Here is an 18,408-nt window from a genome sequence, read left to right as displayed (position 1 = left end):
TTCTGTCTTCTTTTCAGCGGTTTTCGTACTCGGCACAGCCTCAAGTGTTGCGGCCATATCGGGCTCCTCCCCGCCAGGCTTACCGCCCGGCGTGTCGAGCCGGATACACCGTTATTTCCACAGTCCCGATCCGGACTGCGATTCGGTGGATAAACGCCCCGGATGGCGTTGACAGTGGTGCGTTGTGGAGTAAAGTGGGGGACAGAAGAGGGCAGTGGAGGTGTAGGGCACGAGTTGGACCCCTGAATCAGAAGGCGGTGGGCATGTTCCTAGGGACATACACGCCGCGTCTTGATGAAAAGGGCCGGCTCATCCTTCCGGCGAAGTACCGCGACGAACTGGGCAACGGCCTGGTGCTGACGCGGGGCCAGGAACGGTGCATCTACGTCTTCAGCCAGCGGGAGTTCGAACGGGTGCATGAGCAGATGCGGCAGGCGCCCTTGTCCTCCAAGCAGGCGCGGGACTACATCCGCGTGTTCCTCTCCGGCGCTTCCGACGAGATGCCGGACAAGCAGGGGCGGGTCACCATTCCGCCGTCGCTTCGTTCTTACGCCGGACTCGACCGTGACGTCACGGTCATCGGGGCCGGTACGCGGGCCGAGATCTGGGACACCGAATCCTGGAACGCGTACCTGGAACAGCAGGAGAACTCGTTCTCCGAGACCGACGAAGAGATCCTCCCGGGGATCTTCTAGGACCCAGGCAGGGGTCCTGGAAGGACTTGGACGAGATCTCCAGCCGCCCGAGGCGCCCTCCTGGCTCACCTTCCCCGGAGCCAGGCGGAACGCAGCGGAGCGGAGGGGGATCTGGTCCAAGTCCAGGCAGGGCAGGCAGGCAGTGACACGTGTGAAAGGGGATGGGGCATGGCCGACGACGACGCACCACGCCCCACGTCCGAGCGGCACGTACCCGTGCTGCTCGAGCGCTGTGTAGGGCTCCTCGCGCCATCGATCCAGGCAGGGATCGCGGAGCGCGGGCGGGCCGTCGTCGTGGATTGCACGCTGGGCATGGGCGGGCACTCCGAGGCGATGCTGCAGCGCTATCCCGGACTCCATCTGGTCGGCCTCGACCGCGACGAGCAGGCGCTGGCCCTCGCCGGGGCGCGCCTCGCGCCGTTCGAAGCGCGGACCGACCTGGTCCACGCCGTCTACGACGAGGTCCTGGACGTCGTCGAGGACCTCGGCTTCGGTTCCGTCGACGGGATCCTCTTCGACCTCGGCGTCTCCTCGCTGCAGCTCGACGAACGCGACCGCGGATTCGCCTACTCCTACGACGCCCCCCTCGACATGCGGATGGACACCTCCACCGGGCAGACCGCCGCGGACGTCGTCAACGACTACAGCGAGGCCGATCTCGTGCGGATCATCCGGGCCTGGGGCGAGGAGAAGTTCGCCGGGCGCATCGCCGCCTCGATCGTGCGCGAGCGGGCCGAGGCGCCGATCACGACGACCGGCCGGCTCGTCGAGGCCATCCGGTCCGTCGTCCCCGCGGCCGCCGCGCGCACGGCAGGCCATCCCGCCAAGCGCACGTTCCAGGCCCTGCGGATCGAGGTCAACGAGGAGCTCGACGTCCTCGACCGCGCCATCCCGGCAGCCATGGACGCCGTCCACGTCGGGGGACGCGTCGTCGTGATGAGCTACCACTCCCTCGAGGACAAGACGACCAAGCGCCACTTCGCCGCCGGGTCCCGCTCCTCGGCACCTGCCGGCTTCCCCGTGGAGCTGGAAGAGCACAAGGCGCGTTTCAAGACCCTCACGAAGGGCACAGAGCAACCCACGGCCGAGGAGATCGGCCAGAACCCCCGGGCCGCCTCAGCGAGGCTCCGGGCCGTCGAACGAATCCTGAGGAGGAGATGACCATGGCCGTCCAGACCGCCGAACGCGTCCACGAGCGTCCCCAGCATCCGGCCATGGTCGACGGAAGCGCCGCCTTGGCCGCCGTCCCGACCGCTCCGCCCGTCGCGGCGCCCGAGGCCCCGGCCCGGACGCCGCTCTCCATCGTTCCCGCCGCCGTCCGGAACCGGCGGATGCCCTTCATCGCGCTGTGCTTCAGCGTGCTGCTCGCGGCGCTCGCCTCGGTCCTGGTCCTCAACGTCCAGGTCGCGAGCGGGCAATACGAGCTCGTGGCACTGCGGGGGACCGAACAGACGCTCGCCCAGGAGAACGAGGCTCTGGCCCAGCAGGTGCAGAACCTCGAGGCCCCGCAGAACCTCGCGGCCCGGGCCTCCAAGCTCGGCATGGTCGTCCCCGGAGCGGTCGCCTCGATCGACCTCGGGACCGGGAAGGTCTCAGGTGTCGCTACGCCGGCCACCGAGGACACCACGGTAACGTCGAACGTGGCGCGGCCCGAGGCGCCGCAGACCGGCCTTCCGAAGGCCAAGGCTCCGGCCAGCGTCCCGGCCGCGGCCGCACCGGAGCACGCGGGATCCGCCGACGCGACGGACCCCTCGGGTGCCGAGGCACCGGCGGGAGCCGGCGCGGAAGCGGCGGCCCGGGAGGAGGCCTCCGACCGTCCCGCCTTCACCGAGGCGGAACTGAACGGGGGCTCGATCCCCGCACCCGCCCAGCAAGGGGCCGACTCGGGCGAATAGGCCGGTCCCCGCACCACGACAGCCGGATTCGACGCGAGGACACAGAACATGGCCAGGACCACCCCCCGGGGCAGTGTGAAGACCGCCCAGGACCCCTCGACGGGAACGCGGCGCCTGCGCGCCGGCCTCGCGATCGTCCTGGCGCTCATGGTCCTCGTCGGCGGACGGCTGTTCTTCGTCCAGGGCCTCGACCCGCAGGCCTATGCGCAGGCAGCGCTCGACAACCGCCTCAAGACCCAGCCGATCGCTCCCGTACGGGGCGACATCCTCGACTCCCAGGGGCGCGTCCTGGCCACGAGCGTCGTCCGCTACGACCTGGTCGCCGACCAGAAGTTCGTCAAGGACGTCTTCGCACGCAAGAACGCCGAGGACGGCACCCGGGAGGAGGTCGCGCTCGAGGACGGGATCGCCGAGCTGGCCGCCGTGCTGGGACGCGATGCCGACTCGCTCACGGCGGCCATCGTCCCCGCCGACCCGGCCAAGCCCAAGCGCTATTCCTACGTCGCCAAGGGCGTCACGCCCGAAGTCCGCAACGCCGCGATGAAGATCGGCCTGCCGGGCCTCGTGAGCGAGCAGCACAGCGAGCGGAACTACCCCAACGGCTCCGTCGCCGGGCCGATCATCGGCTTCCTCAGCGCGGAGAACAAGGCGGAGACCGGCATCGAGTCCGGGGCCGAGGGCCTCGAGCTCAGCCAGGAGTCCCACCTCGCCGGCACCGCCGGCTCCCGGACCTTCGAGGTCGGCGCCGACGGAGTCAGGATCCCGATGGCCACGCTCGAGGAGATCCCGGCCGTCGACGGCCAGGACGTGCGGCTGACCATCAACAACGACATCCAGTGGGCGGCGCAGGAGGCCGTCATGGCCAAGCGGAACCAGTTCAACGCCCAGTGGGTCAACGCCGTCGCGCTGGACATGAAGACCGGCCGCATCCTGGCCCTGGCCGACTCCACGTCGGTCGACCCGTCCGATCCCGGGGCCACGGACGCGCAGTTCCGCACCTCGACCACGGTGACCCAGGCGTTCGAGCCCGGCTCGACGGGCAAGCTGGCGACCTTCGCCGCGGCCCTCGAGGAGGGCGTCGTGACCCCCGAGGAGGAGTTCTCGGTCCCGAACTCCTACACGGTGCAGAAGGAGACCATCAACGACTCGCTCAAGCACGCCACCTACCCGATGACGGCGGCGGGCATCTTCGCCCGCTCCTACAACACGGGCACCGTCATGGTCGGGGAACGGCTCACCAACGAGCAGCGCTACGAGTGGTTCAAGAAGTTCGGCATCGGCAGCAAGCTGGACATCGGCCTGCCGAGCAACAAGGGCATCTTCGTTCCCCCCGCCGCGTGGGACCGCCGGCAGCAGTTCACGACGATGTTCGGCCAGGCCTACACGCAGACGGCCCTGCACACGGCCAAGATCTTTTCCACGATCGGCAACCACGGGCTCCAGGTCGAGCCGCGGCTCATCGACGCCTACATCGACCCCGACGGCACCGAGCACCCGGTCGAGGAGGCCGAGCCGCGCCGCGTCGTCTCGGAGGAGACCAGCGAGCAGATGCGCCGCATGATGGAGACCGTCGTGCTCGAGGGCACCGCCCAGGGAGCCGCCATCGAGGGCTACCGCGTGGGAGGCAAGACGGGCACCGGCCAGGCGGCGAGCCCGACCGGCGGCTACGACGGCCACACCAGCTCGTTCGCCGGGATGGTGCCGATCGACGATCCGCAGTACCTCGTCGTGGTCACGATGCACCGTCCGCAGGGCAATTGGCGCAGCTGGGGCGTGCAGGACACCTTCAAGTCGATCATGAGCCAGGTCCTGAACACGTACAACGTCCCGCCGTCCACGACGGAACCCGAAGGCTACAAGGTCTTCGTCGGCGACCAGCAGAAGTACTCCTGGGAATGAGCGGGATCCTGGACCCGCGGGAGGCCGAGCGGGCCTTCCGCCCCCGCGAGCCGCGCCCGTCCACCCTGGCCGAGGTCCTCGAGCGGTGCGCCGCCCGGGGCCTGGAGCTGGGGCTCGACGGCGATCCCGGCACCCCGGTGACGGGCGTCTGCCTCGATTCCCGGGCCGTCCTTCCGGGAGACGTCTACGTGGCGGTTCCCGGCGCCAACCGGCACGGGGCCGACTTCTGCGCACAGGCCGCCGAGGCCGGCGCGGTCGCGGCCCTGACGGACGACGACGGGGCCTCCCGGGCGCGGGACGCGGGACTCGCGGTCCTGCTCGCCCCGTCGGTGCGCGACGCCGTCGGAACGCTGGCCTCCGCCGTCTTCGGCACCGGGGAGGGGGGTCCTGCCCTCTACGGGGTCACGGGGACGAACGGCAAGACGACGACGAGCTACTTCATCCGCTCGCTCCTGAACCGGCTCGGCTCCGAGACGGGGCTCATCGGGACGATCGAGATCGCCGTCGGCCCGACACGCGTCCCCAGCGTGCTGACCACGCCGGAGGCCCCCCAGCTGCACGCGCTCATGGCGCGCATGCGCGAGGCAGGAATCGAGCGCGCCGCGATGGAGGTCTCCTCCCACGCGATCGACTACCGGCGCACGGCCGGGCTCGGCTTCGAGGTCGCCGGCTTCACCAACCTCACCCAGGACCACCTGGACCTGCACGGGGCCATGGAGGACTACTTCCTCACCAAGGCCCGGCTCTTCGAGCCCGGACGCTCCCGGCACGCCGTGGTCGTCGTCGACGATGACTGGGGCCGGCGCCTGGCCGAAGAGCGCCGGGCCGCGGGCGCCGGGCACACGTGGACGCTCGCCACGGCCGCCGACGCGCCCGACGCCGCCGACTGGACCGTCCGAGGGGTGCGCCCCTACGGACTCGGGCACGCCTTCGAGCTGCACGGACCGGGCGGCGCGGTCCTGCGCGCCCGCACGGGGCTGCCGGGACTCTTCAACGTCGCCAACGCGGCCCTGGCCGTCCTCATGGTCCATGCCTCCGGGATCGACGCGCCCCGGCTGCAGGGCATCCTCGATGACGGCGATCCGCTGACCGTCGAGGTCCCCGGCCGGATGCAGCTCGTCGGGACCCGTCCGAACGCCATCGTCGACTTCGCGCACAACGCCGATGCCCTGGAACGGGCGATCACCGCCGTCCGCGGTCCCGGACCGGATGCCCGCGTCGTCGTCGTCTTCGGCGCAACGGGCCAGCGCGACGTCGGCAAGCGGCCCGTCATGGGCGCCGTCGCCGCCCGCCACGCCGACGTGGTCATCGTCACGGACGACGATCCCCACGACGAGGAACCGGCCGGGATCCGCCGCGCCGTCCTCGACGGCGCCCTCTCGGCCATCGCCGCGGAAGGGCTGGCCTCCACGGCCTTCGAGTCCCACCCGCGCGCCGACGCGATCCGGGAAGCGGTGCGCCTGGCGCGCCCGCAGGACACGATCCTCGTCGCCGGCCGCGGCCACGAGGCCTGGCAGGAGGTCAAGGGCGTGAATCTGGCGCTTGACGACCGCGAAGAGCTCCGGGCCGCCCTGGCCGAGGCCGGCCGCGGAGCCGCCGACGGCCCCGCCGGCGGCGACGGTGATTCAACCCGCGGCCCGGCGGCAGAGTAGAGTCCTCAGAGCCATGATTGAACTCAGCACAGCCGACATCACCGCCATCACGGGCGGGCGGGCCACGTCCACGGCCCGCCCCGACACCGCCGTCCTCGGCGTCGCCACGGACTCGAGGGAGTGCAGCACGGGCTGGCTCTTCGTCGCCAAGCCGGGGGAGACCTCCGACGGCCACCACTTCGTCCCGGCCGCGATCGAGCGCGGCGCCGTGCTGACGCTCGCCGAGCGCGAGACGTACGCCGAGGACGGCGCGGTCCACCCGGCCGTGATCGTCGACGACGCCGTCCTGGCGATGGGCGCCCTCGCCGCCCACGTCGTCTCCGTCCTGCGCCCGGGAGGGCTGCGCGTCGTCGGCATCACCGGTTCCGCCGGCAAGACCACGACCAAGGACCTGCTCGCCGCCGTGCTCTCCACGCAGGGGCCGACGGTCGCCCCGGTTGGTTCGTACAACGGCGAGGTCGGCGTGCCGCTGACCGTCTTCCGCGCCGACCACGCCACGCGCTACCTCGTCGTCGAAATGGGGGCCACCGGGCTCGGGCACATCGACTACCTGGCCCGCATGACGGAGCCCGAGGCCGGCGTCGTGCTCTGCGTCGGGACCGCGCACGCCGGCGAGTTCGGCGGCGTGGAGAACATCGCCCGCACCAAGGGCGAGCTCGTCGAGGCCCTTCCGGCCGACGGCACGGCGATCCTGAACCTCGACGATCCGCGGACCGCGGCGATGGCCGGCAGGACCGGTGCCCGCGTCCTCGGCTTCGGCATCGACGCACCGGAGGGGGCCGTCTCTGCCCGCGGCGTCGAGGTCGGCCCCGATGGGCACCCCTCCTTCACGCTCGCCTTCCCCGACGGCGGCGCGTATCCGGTGCGCAGCGGCCTGATCGGACGCCACCACGTGCACAACGTCCTCGCCGCCGCGGCGGCGGCCACGGCGCTCGGCGTCGACCCCGCCACGACCGCCTCGGTCCTCGACGGCCTGGGTCCCGCGAGCCGCTGGCGCATGGAGCGGACCGAACGTCCCGACGGCGTCACGGTGATCAACGACGCCTACAACGCCAACCCCGAATCGATGCGCGCGGCGTTGCGCACGCTCGCCGAACTCGGCCTGCCCGACGCCTCGGGAACCGCGCGGCGGACCTGGGCCGTGCTGGGGGAGATGCTCGAACTGGGCGCCGACTCCGTGCACGAGCACGACCTGCTCGGACGGCTCGCCGTCCGGCTGAACATCAAGAAGCTCGTCGTCGTCGGCGTCGGCGCCAAGGCCGCCCACAACTCGGCCGTCCTGGAGGGCAGCTGGGGGGACGAGGCCTTCTTCGTCGAGGACGTCGAGGCGGCCGAGGAACTGCTGAACGGGCAACTGAAACCGGGAGACATCGTCTTGTTCAAATCGTCCAATGGAGCCGGGCTTCGATTCCTCGGTGATCGGATAGCATGGGCGCATTCCGGCGCGTCCGCCGCCGGGGAGGAGGCCGCCCGATGATCGCGCTGCTCATGGGGGCCACCACGGCCCTGGTCATCACCTTCTTCGGGACCCCGCTCTTCATCAAGCTCCTCGTCCGCCGCCGGTACGGGCAGTTCGTCCGCGACGACGGGCCCACCTCGCACCACACCAAGCGCGGCACGCCGACCATGGGCGGGGCGATGATCGTCGCCGGCGTCGTGATCGCCTACTTCGGCACCCACGGGATCCTCCAGCTGTTCAGCGAACACGCCACGGGGCCGACGGCGAGCGGTCTGATCCTGCTCTTCCTCATGGTGGGCATGGGGCTCGTGGGCTTCCTCGACGACTTCATCAAGATCTCCAAGCAGCGCAGCCTCGGCCTGCGTGCGTGGCAGAAGATCGTCCTGCAGGCCGCCGTCGGCGTCGGATTCGCGCTCCTCGCGCTCGGCTTCCCCAACGCGAAGGGGCTCACGCCGGCGTCGACCCAGATCTCCTTCATCCGCGACACCCCGCTGGACCTGGCCTTCGCCGGACCCGTCGCCAGCCTCAAGTGTTGCGGCCATATCGGGCTCCTCCCCGCCAGGCTTACCGCCCGGCGTGTCGAGCCGGATACACCGTTATTTCCACAGTCCCGATCCGGACTGCGATTCGGTGGATAAACGCCCCGGATGGCGTTGACAGTGGTGCGTTGTGGAGTAAAGTGGGGGACAGAAGAGGGCAGTGGAGGTGTAGGGCACGAGTTGGACCCCTGAATCAGAAGGCGGTGGGCATGTTCCTAGGGACATACACGCCGCGTCTTGATGAAAAGGGCCGGCTCATCCTTCCGGCGAAGTACCGCGACGAACTGGGCAACGGCCTGGTGCTGACGCGGGGCCAGGAACGGTGCATCTACGTCTTCAGCCAGCGGGAGTTCGAACGGGTGCATGAGCAGATGCGGCAGGCGCCCTTGTCCTCCAAGCAGGCGCGGGACTACATCCGCGTGTTCCTCTCCGGCGCTTCCGACGAGATGCCGGACAAGCAGGGGCGGGTCACCATTCCGCCGTCGCTTCGTTCTTACGCCGGACTCGACCGTGACGTCACGGTCATCGGGGCCGGTACGCGGGCCGAGATCTGGGACACCGAATCCTGGAACGCGTACCTGGAACAGCAGGAGAACTCGTTCTCCGAGACCGACGAAGAGATCCTCCCGGGGATCTTCTAGGACCCAGGCAGGGGTCCTGGAAGGACTTGGACGAGATCTCCAGCCGCCCGAGGCGCCCTCCTGGCTCACCTTCCCCGGAGCCAGGCGGAACGCAGCGGAGCGGAGGGGGATCTGGTCCAAGTCCAGGCAGGGCAGGCAGGCAGTGACACGTGTGAAAGGGGATGGGGCATGGCCGACGACGACGCACCACGCCCCACGTCCGAGCGGCACGTACCCGTGCTGCTCGAGCGCTGTGTAGGGCTCCTCGCGCCATCGATCCAGGCAGGGATCGCGGAGCGCGGGCGGGCCGTCGTCGTGGATTGCACGCTGGGCATGGGCGGGCACTCCGAGGCGATGCTGCAGCGCTATCCCGGACTCCATCTGGTCGGCCTCGACCGCGACGAGCAGGCGCTGGCCCTCGCCGGGGCGCGCCTCGCGCCGTTCGAAGCGCGGACCGACCTGGTCCACGCCGTCTACGACGAGGTCCTGGACGTCGTCGAGGACCTCGGCTTCGGTTCCGTCGACGGGATCCTCTTCGACCTCGGCGTCTCCTCGCTGCAGCTCGACGAACGCGACCGCGGATTCGCCTACTCCTACGACGCCCCCCTCGACATGCGGATGGACACCTCCACCGGGCAGACCGCCGCGGACGTCGTCAACGACTACAGCGAGGCCGATCTCGTGCGGATCATCCGGGCCTGGGGCGAGGAGAAGTTCGCCGGGCGCATCGCCGCCTCGATCGTGCGCGAGCGGGCCGAGGCGCCGATCACGACGACCGGCCGGCTCGTCGAGGCCATCCGGTCCGTCGTCCCCGCGGCCGCCGCGCGCACGGCAGGCCATCCCGCCAAGCGCACGTTCCAGGCCCTGCGGATCGAGGTCAACGAGGAGCTCGACGTCCTCGACCGCGCCATCCCGGCAGCCATGGACGCCGTCCACGTCGGGGGACGCGTCGTCGTGATGAGCTACCACTCCCTCGAGGACAAGACGACCAAGCGCCACTTCGCCGCCGGGTCCCGCTCCTCGGCACCTGCCGGCTTCCCCGTGGAGCTGGAAGAGCACAAGGCGCGTTTCAAGACCCTCACGAAGGGCACAGAGCAACCCACGGCCGAGGAGATCGGCCAGAACCCCCGGGCCGCCTCAGCGAGGCTCCGGGCCGTCGAACGAATCCTGAGGAGGAGATGACCATGGCCGTCCAGACCGCCGAACGCGTCCACGAGCGTCCCCAGCATCCGGCCATGGTCGACGGAAGCGCCGCCTTGGCCGCCGTCCCGACCGCTCCGCCCGTCGCGGCGCCCGAGGCCCCGGCCCGGACGCCGCTCTCCATCGTTCCCGCCGCCGTCCGGAACCGGCGGATGCCCTTCATCGCGCTGTGCTTCAGCGTGCTGCTCGCGGCGCTCGCCTCGGTCCTGGTCCTCAACGTCCAGGTCGCGAGCGGGCAATACGAGCTCGTGGCACTGCGGGGGACCGAACAGACGCTCGCCCAGGAGAACGAGGCTCTGGCCCAGCAGGTGCAGAACCTCGAGGCCCCGCAGAACCTCGCGGCCCGGGCCTCCAAGCTCGGCATGGTCGTCCCCGGAGCGGTCGCCTCGATCGACCTCGGGACCGGGAAGGTCTCAGGTGTCGCTACGCCGGCCACCGAGGACACCACGGTAACGTCGAACGTGGCGCGGCCCGAGGCGCCGCAGACCGGCCTTCCGAAGGCCAAGGCTCCGGCCAGCGTCCCGGCCGCGGCCGCACCGGAGCACGCGGGATCCGCCGACGCGACGGACCCCTCGGGTGCCGAGGCACCGGCGGGAGCCGGCGCGGAAGCGGCGGCCCGGGAGGAGGCCTCCGACCGTCCCGCCTTCACCGAGGCGGAACTGAACGGGGGCTCGATCCCCGCACCCGCCCAGCAAGGGGCCGACTCGGGCGAATAGGCCGGTCCCCGCACCACGACAGCCGGATTCGACGCGAGGACACAGAACATGGCCAGGACCACCCCCCGGGGCAGTGTGAAGACCGCCCAGGACCCCTCGACGGGAACGCGGCGCCTGCGCGCCGGCCTCGCGATCGTCCTGGCGCTCATGGTCCTCGTCGGCGGACGGCTGTTCTTCGTCCAGGGCCTCGACCCGCAGGCCTATGCGCAGGCAGCGCTCGACAACCGCCTCAAGACCCAGCCGATCGCTCCCGTACGGGGCGACATCCTCGACTCCCAGGGGCGCGTCCTGGCCACGAGCGTCGTCCGCTACGACCTGGTCGCCGACCAGAAGTTCGTCAAGGACGTCTTCGCACGCAAGAACGCCGAGGACGGCACCCGGGAGGAGGTCGCGCTCGAGGACGGGATCGCCGAGCTGGCCGCCGTGCTGGGACGCGATGCCGACTCGCTCACGGCGGCCATCGTCCCCGCCGACCCGGCCAAGCCCAAGCGCTATTCCTACGTCGCCAAGGGCGTCACGCCCGAAGTCCGCAACGCCGCGATGAAGATCGGCCTGCCGGGCCTCGTGAGCGAGCAGCACAGCGAGCGGAACTACCCCAACGGCTCCGTCGCCGGGCCGATCATCGGCTTCCTCAGCGCGGAGAACAAGGCGGAGACCGGCATCGAGTCCGGGGCCGAGGGCCTCGAGCTCAGCCAGGAGTCCCACCTCGCCGGCACCGCCGGCTCCCGGACCTTCGAGGTCGGCGCCGACGGAGTCAGGATCCCGATGGCCACGCTCGAGGAGATCCCGGCCGTCGACGGCCAGGACGTGCGGCTGACCATCAACAACGACATCCAGTGGGCGGCGCAGGAGGCCGTCATGGCCAAGCGGAACCAGTTCAACGCCCAGTGGGTCAACGCCGTCGCGCTGGACATGAAGACCGGCCGCATCCTGGCCCTGGCCGACTCCACGTCGGTCGACCCGTCCGATCCCGGGGCCACGGACGCGCAGTTCCGCACCTCGACCACGGTGACCCAGGCGTTCGAGCCCGGCTCGACGGGCAAGCTGGCGACCTTCGCCGCGGCCCTCGAGGAGGGCGTCGTGACCCCCGAGGAGGAGTTCTCGGTCCCGAACTCCTACACGGTGCAGAAGGAGACCATCAACGACTCGCTCAAGCACGCCACCTACCCGATGACGGCGGCGGGCATCTTCGCCCGCTCCTACAACACGGGCACCGTCATGGTCGGGGAACGGCTCACCAACGAGCAGCGCTACGAGTGGTTCAAGAAGTTCGGCATCGGCAGCAAGCTGGACATCGGCCTGCCGAGCAACAAGGGCATCTTCGTTCCCCCCGCCGCGTGGGACCGCCGGCAGCAGTTCACGACGATGTTCGGCCAGGCCTACACGCAGACGGCCCTGCACACGGCCAAGATCTTTTCCACGATCGGCAACCACGGGCTCCAGGTCGAGCCGCGGCTCATCGACGCCTACATCGACCCCGACGGCACCGAGCACCCGGTCGAGGAGGCCGAGCCGCGCCGCGTCGTCTCGGAGGAGACCAGCGAGCAGATGCGCCGCATGATGGAGACCGTCGTGCTCGAGGGCACCGCCCAGGGAGCCGCCATCGAGGGCTACCGCGTGGGAGGCAAGACGGGCACCGGCCAGGCGGCGAGCCCGACCGGCGGCTACGACGGCCACACCAGCTCGTTCGCCGGGATGGTGCCGATCGACGATCCGCAGTACCTCGTCGTGGTCACGATGCACCGTCCGCAGGGCAATTGGCGCAGCTGGGGCGTGCAGGACACCTTCAAGTCGATCATGAGCCAGGTCCTGAACACGTACAACGTCCCGCCGTCCACGACGGAACCCGAAGGCTACAAGGTCTTCGTCGGCGACCAGCAGAAGTACTCCTGGGAATGAGCGGGATCCTGGACCCGCGGGAGGCCGAGCGGGCCTTCCGCCCCCGCGAGCCGCGCCCGTCCACCCTGGCCGAGGTCCTCGAGCGGTGCGCCGCCCGGGGCCTGGAGCTGGGGCTCGACGGCGATCCCGGCACCCCGGTGACGGGCGTCTGCCTCGATTCCCGGGCCGTCCTTCCGGGAGACGTCTACGTGGCGGTTCCCGGCGCCAACCGGCACGGGGCCGACTTCTGCGCACAGGCCGCCGAGGCCGGCGCGGTCGCGGCCCTGACGGACGACGACGGGGCCTCCCGGGCGCGGGACGCGGGACTCGCGGTCCTGCTCGCCCCGTCGGTGCGCGACGCCGTCGGAACGCTGGCCTCCGCCGTCTTCGGCACCGGGGAGGGGGGTCCTGCCCTCTACGGGGTCACGGGGACGAACGGCAAGACGACGACGAGCTACTTCATCCGCTCGCTCCTGAACCGGCTCGGCTCCGAGACGGGGCTCATCGGGACGATCGAGATCGCCGTCGGCCCGACACGCGTCCCCAGCGTGCTGACCACGCCGGAGGCCCCCCAGCTGCACGCGCTCATGGCGCGCATGCGCGAGGCAGGAATCGAGCGCGCCGCGATGGAGGTCTCCTCCCACGCGATCGACTACCGGCGCACGGCCGGGCTCGGCTTCGAGGTCGCCGGCTTCACCAACCTCACCCAGGACCACCTGGACCTGCACGGGGCCATGGAGGACTACTTCCTCACCAAGGCCCGGCTCTTCGAGCCCGGACGCTCCCGGCACGCCGTGGTCGTCGTCGACGATGACTGGGGCCGGCGCCTGGCCGAAGAGCGCCGGGCCGCGGGCGCCGGGCACACGTGGACGCTCGCCACGGCCGCCGACGCGCCCGACGCCGCCGACTGGACCGTCCGAGGGGTGCGCCCCTACGGACTCGGGCACGCCTTCGAGCTGCACGGACCGGGCGGCGCGGTCCTGCGCGCCCGCACGGGGCTGCCGGGACTCTTCAACGTCGCCAACGCGGCCCTGGCCGTCCTCATGGTCCATGCCTCCGGGATCGACGCGCCCCGGCTGCAGGGCATCCTCGATGACGGCGATCCGCTGACCGTCGAGGTCCCCGGCCGGATGCAGCTCGTCGGGACCCGTCCGAACGCCATCGTCGACTTCGCGCACAACGCCGATGCCCTGGAACGGGCGATCACCGCCGTCCGCGGTCCCGGACCGGATGCCCGCGTCGTCGTCGTCTTCGGCGCAACGGGCCAGCGCGACGTCGGCAAGCGGCCCGTCATGGGCGCCGTCGCCGCCCGCCACGCCGACGTGGTCATCGTCACGGACGACGATCCCCACGACGAGGAACCGGCCGGGATCCGCCGCGCCGTCCTCGACGGCGCCCTCTCGGCCATCGCCGCGGAAGGGCTGGCCTCCACGGCCTTCGAGTCCCACCCGCGCGCCGACGCGATCCGGGAAGCGGTGCGCCTGGCGCGCCCGCAGGACACGATCCTCGTCGCCGGCCGCGGCCACGAGGCCTGGCAGGAGGTCAAGGGCGTGAATCTGGCGCTTGACGACCGCGAAGAGCTCCGGGCCGCCCTGGCCGAGGCCGGCCGCGGAGCCGCCGACGGCCCCGCCGGCGGCGACGGTGATTCAACCCGCGGCCCGGCGGCAGAGTAGAGTCCTCAGAGCCATGATTGAACTCAGCACAGCCGACATCACCGCCATCACGGGCGGGCGGGCCACGTCCACGGCCCGCCCCGACACCGCCGTCCTCGGCGTCGCCACGGACTCGAGGGAGTGCAGCACGGGCTGGCTCTTCGTCGCCAAGCCGGGGGAGACCTCCGACGGCCACCACTTCGTCCCGGCCGCGATCGAGCGCGGCGCCGTGCTGACGCTCGCCGAGCGCGAGACGTACGCCGAGGACGGCGCGGTCCACCCGGCCGTGATCGTCGACGACGCCGTCCTGGCGATGGGCGCCCTCGCCGCCCACGTCGTCTCCGTCCTGCGCCCGGGAGGGCTGCGCGTCGTCGGCATCACCGGTTCCGCCGGCAAGACCACGACCAAGGACCTGCTCGCCGCCGTGCTCTCCACGCAGGGGCCGACGGTCGCCCCGGTTGGTTCGTACAACGGCGAGGTCGGCGTGCCGCTGACCGTCTTCCGCGCCGACCACGCCACGCGCTACCTCGTCGTCGAAATGGGGGCCACCGGGCTCGGGCACATCGACTACCTGGCCCGCATGACGGAGCCCGAGGCCGGCGTCGTGCTCTGCGTCGGGACCGCGCACGCCGGCGAGTTCGGCGGCGTGGAGAACATCGCCCGCACCAAGGGCGAGCTCGTCGAGGCCCTTCCGGCCGACGGCACGGCGATCCTGAACCTCGACGATCCGCGGACCGCGGCGATGGCCGGCAGGACCGGTGCCCGCGTCCTCGGCTTCGGCATCGACGCACCGGAGGGGGCCGTCTCTGCCCGCGGCGTCGAGGTCGGCCCCGATGGGCACCCCTCCTTCACGCTCGCCTTCCCCGACGGCGGCGCGTATCCGGTGCGCAGCGGCCTGATCGGACGCCACCACGTGCACAACGTCCTCGCCGCCGCGGCGGCGGCCACGGCGCTCGGCGTCGACCCCGCCACGACCGCCTCGGTCCTCGACGGCCTGGGTCCCGCGAGCCGCTGGCGCATGGAGCGGACCGAACGTCCCGACGGCGTCACGGTGATCAACGACGCCTACAACGCCAACCCCGAATCGATGCGCGCGGCGTTGCGCACGCTCGCCGAACTCGGCCTGCCCGACGCCTCGGGAACCGCGCGGCGGACCTGGGCCGTGCTGGGGGAGATGCTCGAACTGGGCGCCGACTCCGTGCACGAGCACGACCTGCTCGGACGGCTCGCCGTCCGGCTGAACATCAAGAAGCTCGTCGTCGTCGGCGTCGGCGCCAAGGCCGCCCACAACTCGGCCGTCCTGGAGGGCAGCTGGGGGGACGAGGCCTTCTTCGTCGAGGACGTCGAGGCGGCCGAGGAACTGCTGAACGGGCAACTGAAACCGGGAGACATCGTCTTGTTCAAATCGTCCAATGGAGCCGGGCTTCGATTCCTCGGTGATCGGATAGCATGGGCGCATTCCGGCGCGTCCGCCGCCGGGGAGGAGGCCGCCCGATGATCGCGCTGCTCATGGGGGCCACCACGGCCCTGGTCATCACCTTCTTCGGGACCCCGCTCTTCATCAAGCTCCTCGTCCGCCGCCGGTACGGGCAGTTCGTCCGCGACGACGGGCCCACCTCGCACCACACCAAGCGCGGCACGCCGACCATGGGCGGGGCGATGATCGTCGCCGGCGTCGTGATCGCCTACTTCGGCACCCACGGGATCCTCCAGCTGTTCAGCGAACACGCCACGGGGCCGACGGCGAGCGGTCTGATCCTGCTCTTCCTCATGGTGGGCATGGGGCTCGTGGGCTTCCTCGACGACTTCATCAAGATCTCCAAGCAGCGCAGCCTCGGCCTGCGTGCGTGGCAGAAGATCGTCCTGCAGGCCGCCGTCGGCGTCGGATTCGCGCTCCTCGCGCTCGGCTTCCCCAACGCGAAGGGGCTCACGCCGGCGTCGACCCAGATCTCCTTCATCCGCGACACCCCGCTGGACCTGGCCTTCGCCGGACCCGTCGCCGGCGTGCTGCTCTTCATCGTCTGGTCCAACCTGATCGTCACGGCCGCCACGAACGGCGTCAACGTGACGGACGGCCTCGACGGGCTCGCGACCGGGGCGGCGATCATGGTCTTCGGCGCCTACACCCTCATGGGCATCTGGCAGTACAACCAGGCCTGCGGCTCCTCCCGCTCGATCGGCTCCGTCTGCTACGAGGTCCGGGACCCCATGGACCTCGCGCTCCTCGGAGCCATCCTCAGCGGCGCGCTCGTGGGCTTCCTCTGGTGGAACACCTCACCGGCCCAGATCTTCATGGGCGACACCGGCTCCCTCGCCATCGGCGGAGCGATCGCGGCGTTCGCGATCCTCTCCCGCACCGAGCTGCTGCTCGTGGTCCTGGCCGGCCTCTTCGTCCTCATCACCCTCTCCGTCATCATCCAGGTCGGATACTTCAAGCTCAGCGGCGGCAAGCGCGTCTTCCTCATGGCGCCGCTGCAGCACCACTTCGAGCTCAAGGGCTGGGCCGAGGTCACCGTCGTCGTCCGCTTCTGGATCCTCGCCGGACTCTTCGTCGCCGCGGGCCTCGGCATCTTCTACGCCGAATGGGTCGTGGGCCTGTGACGCACGTATCCCTGGATCAGTTGACCTCGTGGGATGCCGACTGGGCGGGCCTGCGCGTCGTTGTCGCGGGACTCGGGCTGTCCGGCTTCTCCGCCGCGGACACCCTCATCGAGCTCGGCGCGCGCGTCGTCGTCGTCGACGGCTCGGACACGGCAGAGAACCGCTCCCGGGCCGACACCCTGGAGATCGTCGGGGCCGCCGCCGTCCTGCTCGGGACCGAGCACCAGGACCGGCTCCCCGAGGTGGACGGGCAGGCCGCCGAGCTCGTCGTCGCCTCGCCGGGATGGAACCCGCGCCACCCCGTGCTCGCGGACGCCGCCGAGCGCGGGATCCCGGTGTGGGGGGACGTCGAGCTCGCGTGGCGCGTCCGCGAGCGGGCCGGGCGCAGGACGGCCGAGTGGCTCGTCGTCACGGGGACCAACGGCAAGACGACGACGGTCGGCATGACGGCCTCGATCCTCGCCGCAGCCGGGCTCCGGGCCGTGGCCGTGGGCAACGTAGGCACGCCGATCCTCGACGCGATCCGCGATCCCGAGGGCTTCGACGTCCTGGCCGTCGAGCTGTCCAGCTTCCAGCTGCACCACACCCACAGCATCTCCCCGCTCGCCTCCGTCGTGCTCAACGTCGCCGAGGACCACGTGGACTGGCACGGCTCGTACGCCGATTACCTCGCGGCGAAGGCCCGCATCTACGAGCGCACCCGAGTCGCCGCGGTCTACAACGCGGAGCAGCGGGAGACGGAGCGGATGGTCGAGGAGGCCGACGTCGTCGAAGGCTGCCGGGCGATCGGGTTCACGACGAACGTCCCCGGGCTGAGCATGCTCGGCGTCGTCGACGGCCTCCTCGTGGACCGCGCCTACGTCGAGGACCGGACGACGAGCGCGGCCGAGCTCGCCGCGCTGACCGACCTCGGCGAGGTCGTGCCCCGGCACACGGCCGCCAACGCGCTCGCGGCCGCGGCCCTCGTCCGCGCCTACGGCGTCGAGCCCGTCGCGGTCCGCGACGGGCTGCGCGGCTTCGACCCGGGGGCGCACCGCATCCAGGCCGTCGCCCGCCGGGACGACATCCTCTGGGTCAACGACTCCAAGGCCACCAACCCCCACGCCGCGGCCGCCTCGCTCGGCGCGTTCGAGCACGTCGTGTGGATCGCCGGCGGCCTCTCGAAGGGCGTGGAGTACGAGGAGCTGGTCGAGGCGCATGCCTCCCGTCTGCGGGCCGTCGTGCTGATCGGCACCGACACCGCGGGACTGCGGGCGGCATTGCGGCGACACGCGCCCGACGTGCCCGTGATCGGGCCGGGCGTGCGCGAGACTGGAAGCGAAACAGCCACCGAGGCGGGCGAGGCCCGCGGTTGGACGGTGATGGCGGAGGCCGTCGCCGCCGCCGCGGACGTGGCCCGGCCCGGCGACACGGTCCTCATGGCGCCCGCCGCGGCGTCGATGGACCAGTTCGCCTCCTACGCCCACCGCGGCAACGCGTTCATCGACGCGGTCCGGAACGTGATGGAGCAGACCCCCAGCTAGACCCCCCGAAGGAGCACCCGTGACAGCCCCCTCCTCCCAGCGGCGCGGCAGCGCAGGGCGCAAGCCGCGCGTGCGGACC

The 18,408-nt window shown here is 71.2% G+C and carries 14 protein-coding genes and 1 pseudogene; all 15 read left to right on the top strand.

Annotated features, from left to right (window positions below):
* Nucleotides 1-263 precede the first annotated feature (263 nt).
* Complete coding sequence (mraZ, locus tag ACQ3I4_RS11530; protein ID WP_329860232.1) at nucleotides 264-695, top strand: division/cell wall cluster transcriptional repressor MraZ; 432 nt, start codon at nucleotides 264-266, stop codon at nucleotides 693-695.
* A 168-nt stretch (nucleotides 696-863) separates the two neighbouring features.
* A complete protein-coding gene (gene rsmH / locus ACQ3I4_RS11525) occupies nucleotides 864-1,856 on the top strand; it encodes a 16S rRNA (cytosine(1402)-N(4))-methyltransferase RsmH (RefSeq protein WP_329860230.1) in 993 nt (330 codons plus the stop codon).
* A 2-nt stretch (nucleotides 1,857-1,858) separates the two neighbouring features.
* Nucleotides 1,859-2,590: a hypothetical protein gene (locus tag ACQ3I4_RS11520; RefSeq protein WP_329860229.1), complete on the top strand. Its 732-nt coding sequence runs from the start codon at nucleotides 1,859-1,861 to the stop codon at nucleotides 2,588-2,590.
* Between the two features lie 48 nt (nucleotides 2,591-2,638).
* Nucleotides 2,639-4,489: a peptidoglycan D,D-transpeptidase FtsI family protein gene (locus ACQ3I4_RS11515; RefSeq protein WP_329860228.1), complete on the top strand. Its 1,851-nt coding sequence runs from the start codon at nucleotides 2,639-2,641 to the stop codon at nucleotides 4,487-4,489.
* The gene (locus tag ACQ3I4_RS11510; RefSeq protein WP_430633577.1) at nucleotides 4,486-6,141 is read left to right on the top strand and encodes a UDP-N-acetylmuramoyl-L-alanyl-D-glutamate--2,6-diaminopimelate ligase; all 1,656 of its coding nucleotides are present in this window, start codon (nucleotides 4,486-4,488) and stop codon (nucleotides 6,139-6,141) included. Before ACQ3I4_RS11515 ends, ACQ3I4_RS11510 begins: the two co-directional genes overlap by 4 nt.
* A gap of 13 nt (nucleotides 6,142-6,154) precedes the next feature.
* Nucleotides 6,155-7,618 carry a UDP-N-acetylmuramoyl-tripeptide--D-alanyl-D-alanine ligase gene (locus ACQ3I4_RS11505; protein ID WP_329860226.1) on the top strand — a complete coding sequence of 488 codons (1,464 nt, stop codon included), beginning with the start codon at nucleotides 6,155-6,157 and terminating at the stop codon, nucleotides 7,616-7,618.
* Nucleotides 7,615-8,118, top strand: a pseudogene (locus tag ACQ3I4_RS11500) (phospho-N-acetylmuramoyl-pentapeptide-transferase); the annotation flags it as partial. The gene ACQ3I4_RS11505 and the pseudogene ACQ3I4_RS11500, both read left to right, overlap by 4 nt.
* Nucleotides 8,119-8,348: 230 nt before the next feature.
* The gene (gene mraZ / locus ACQ3I4_RS11495; protein ID WP_329860232.1) at nucleotides 8,349-8,780 is read left to right on the top strand and encodes a division/cell wall cluster transcriptional repressor MraZ; all 432 of its coding nucleotides are present in this window, start codon (nucleotides 8,349-8,351) and stop codon (nucleotides 8,778-8,780) included.
* Between the two features lie 168 nt (nucleotides 8,781-8,948).
* Entirely contained in the window at nucleotides 8,949-9,941 is a 993-nt protein-coding gene (gene rsmH, locus ACQ3I4_RS11490; RefSeq protein WP_329860230.1) for a 16S rRNA (cytosine(1402)-N(4))-methyltransferase RsmH, read from the top strand.
* 2 nt (nucleotides 9,942-9,943) lie between these two features.
* A complete protein-coding gene (locus tag ACQ3I4_RS11485) occupies nucleotides 9,944-10,675 on the top strand; it encodes a hypothetical protein (protein WP_329860229.1) in 732 nt (243 codons plus the stop codon).
* 48 nt (nucleotides 10,676-10,723) lie between these two features.
* On the top strand, nucleotides 10,724-12,574 hold the full coding sequence (locus ACQ3I4_RS11480) for a peptidoglycan D,D-transpeptidase FtsI family protein (protein ID WP_329860228.1): 1,851 nt from the start codon (nucleotides 10,724-10,726) through the stop codon (nucleotides 12,572-12,574).
* Nucleotides 12,571-14,226, top strand: coding sequence for a UDP-N-acetylmuramoyl-L-alanyl-D-glutamate--2,6-diaminopimelate ligase (locus ACQ3I4_RS11475; RefSeq protein ID WP_430633577.1), 1,656 nt, complete (start codon nucleotides 12,571-12,573; stop codon nucleotides 14,224-14,226). Before ACQ3I4_RS11480 ends, ACQ3I4_RS11475 begins: the two co-directional genes overlap by 4 nt.
* Nucleotides 14,227-14,239: 13 nt before the next feature.
* Nucleotides 14,240-15,703: a UDP-N-acetylmuramoyl-tripeptide--D-alanyl-D-alanine ligase gene (locus ACQ3I4_RS11470; RefSeq protein WP_329860226.1), complete on the top strand. Its 1,464-nt coding sequence runs from the start codon at nucleotides 14,240-14,242 to the stop codon at nucleotides 15,701-15,703.
* On the top strand, nucleotides 15,700-16,806 hold the full coding sequence (gene mraY / locus ACQ3I4_RS11465; RefSeq protein ID WP_329860225.1) for a phospho-N-acetylmuramoyl-pentapeptide-transferase: 1,107 nt from the start codon (nucleotides 15,700-15,702) through the stop codon (nucleotides 16,804-16,806). The genes ACQ3I4_RS11470 and mraY overlap by 4 nt, the downstream gene beginning before the upstream one ends.
* The gene (gene murD, locus ACQ3I4_RS11460) at nucleotides 16,788-18,329 is read left to right on the top strand and encodes a UDP-N-acetylmuramoyl-L-alanine--D-glutamate ligase (protein ID WP_329860224.1); all 1,542 of its coding nucleotides are present in this window, start codon (nucleotides 16,788-16,790) and stop codon (nucleotides 18,327-18,329) included. The genes mraY and murD overlap by 19 nt, the downstream gene beginning before the upstream one ends.
* Nucleotides 18,330-18,408: the final 79 nt, after the last annotated feature.

Source organism: Zafaria sp. Z1313 (assembly GCF_050563205.1).
Classification (GTDB): Bacteria; Actinomycetota; Actinomycetes; order Actinomycetales; family Micrococcaceae; genus JAZDCJ01.
This window is presented reverse-complemented; position numbering and strand designations above follow the sequence as displayed.